This is a genomic window from Pseudomonas sp. PARCl1, from assembly GCF_947311875.1.
Taxonomy (GTDB): Bacteria; Pseudomonadota; Gammaproteobacteria; order Pseudomonadales; family Pseudomonadaceae; genus Aquipseudomonas; species Aquipseudomonas juntendi.
Genome location: NZ_CAMZMX010000098.1, coordinates 1 through 2,079 on the forward strand (window position 1 = coordinate 1; position 2,079 = coordinate 2,079).

The following is a 2,079-nucleotide window of genomic DNA, read 5'->3' on the forward strand; positions in this document are numbered from 1 at the left end:
GCCGAAGAGTTTGCGGTCAGCGACATGGCTTGAGTCCTGAGCTAGCTTCTTCGCGGGCACGCCCGCTCCCACAGGGATCGCGCATTTCTTGAGTTCAGCGCCGAACGTGTGGGAGCGGGCGTGCCCGCGAAGGGCTGCAAAGCAGCCCCAGTAACGCTTAACTGACAGGCTTTACCTATCCATAGGTGCCTTCTGCCTTGACCCCGGGTGAACCCACTCACCCCATCGACCGCGCCCCCACCGGTTGCGCATGGCCCCGCGAAGTCACGATGCCCAGGAAGGAGATCACAATCGCCAGCCCCAATGTGGAGCTCACCTCCGCGCGGTGCTCAGGCGTGTACATCATGACCGCCAGCGCCCCGCCAATGAAAATGATCACCGCCCAGGTCAGGTACGGGAACAGCCACATGCGGAACTTCAGCTCGGTGTTCTCCCGCTCCAGGCGGCGGCGCATGCGCAGCTGCGAGATGGCAATGACCATGTACACCAGCAAGGCAATGGCGCCAGAGCTGGCCAGCAGGAACTCGAACACACCCTTGGGCGCGAAGTAGTTGAGGATGGCGATGGCGGCCCCGATCAGGGTGCTGCCAAACACCGCCGCACGCGGCACGCCAACCTTGGAGGTCTTGTTGAGGAAGGCCGGGGCGTCACCGCGCTTGGCCAGCGAGTACATCATCCGCGATGCGATGTAGATCGACGAATTCATGCAACTGGTTACCGCCACCAGCACCACCAGGTCGACCATCAATGCCGCGCTGGGGATGTTCATGATCTCCAGCGCACGTTGATACGAGCCCACCACCGCCAGCTGCGGATCGTTCCACGGCACCACCGAGATGATCACGAAGATCGAGAGGATATAGAAGGTACTGATGCGCCAGATCACCGAGCGGGTAGCCTTGGCGATGTTGCGCGACGGGTCGCTGGACTCGGAAGCCGCAATGGTCACGGCTTCGGTGCCGATGAAGCTGAACATCACGGTAATGAACGCCCCGACCACAGCCGACCAGCCATTGGGCGCAAAACCGCCGTAGTCAGCCATCAGCCCGCTCAGGCCGCTGACTTCGCGGTTGGGCAGCCAGCCCATCAGCGCGGCAAAGCCCAGGCCGATGAAACCGAGAATGGCCGTGACCTTGAGGATGGCGAACCAGAACTCGAACTCGCCGTACTTGGCCACGCTGAACAGGTTGGTGCCGGCCAGCAACAGCACCGAGGCCAAGGCGAAGATCCAGCTGTCCACCTGGGGGAACCAGGCGTTCAGCACATGCCCGGCGGCCAGTGCCTCGATCGGAATGACCAGTACCCAGAACCACCAGTACAACCAGCCGATGGTGTAGCCGGCCCAGCGGCCGATGGCCTGGTCGGCGTAGGTGGAAAACGATCCGGTGTCAGGGTGCGCCACGGCCATTTCGCCGAGCATGCGCATGACCAGAACCACCAGGGTTCCGGCTACGAAATAGGAAATTATGGTGGCTGGCCCAGCTGCCGCAATGGCGTGGCCAGAGCCGACGAAAAGTCCGGCGCCGATGATGCCGGCGATAGACAGCATCGTTACGTGTCGTGGCTTGAAACCTTGTGCAAGGTTGCCATCAGATCCCACGGTGTTCATTGATGTTGTTCTCTTTTTGCTAACACAAGGTTGGACGGGCAGGCGTAGGCGAAAATAGCTCCTTTGAGTTGGGTAGGTCGACACAATGCTCGCATGCTGTTGTTGATCTTTGGCACGCGTCACAGCGCAAGGTGTCAGTGCGGTTCGGGCTTCATTTAAGCCCCGCAAGGCGGTGGGAATTTACACGAGAACGCCCCGGAACTGTTCGATCACGACAGGGCATTTCCCTTGGCGCCAGATGTCGCGAATGGCATGCCCAATCGCGCCATCTGGCCGTTGGGTGCTTTTGTTTTTCATCTGGTTGTGTATGGCCTGGACCGGCCCTATCGCCGGCAAGCCGGCTCCCACAGGGATTGCATCAGGGCTGACAGGTGTTTGTCACAAGATATGCAGCGCCTGTGAGATCGAGCGCCGCCCGCGCGGCGCATCGCGAGCTGCGCTCGCTCCTACGTTTGTTTCGGGCCAATTAT

General features: G+C 60.9%; 1 protein-coding gene. It reads right to left on the minus strand.

What is annotated here, in order from left to right; genetic code table 11:
* Positions 1-217: 217 nt before the first annotated feature.
* Positions 218-1,609: a GABA permease gene (gabP, locus tag QME24_RS24640; RefSeq protein WP_054905952.1), complete on the minus strand. Its 1,392-nt coding sequence runs from the start codon at positions 1,607-1,609 to the stop codon at positions 218-220.
* Positions 1,610-2,079: the final 470 nt, after the last annotated feature.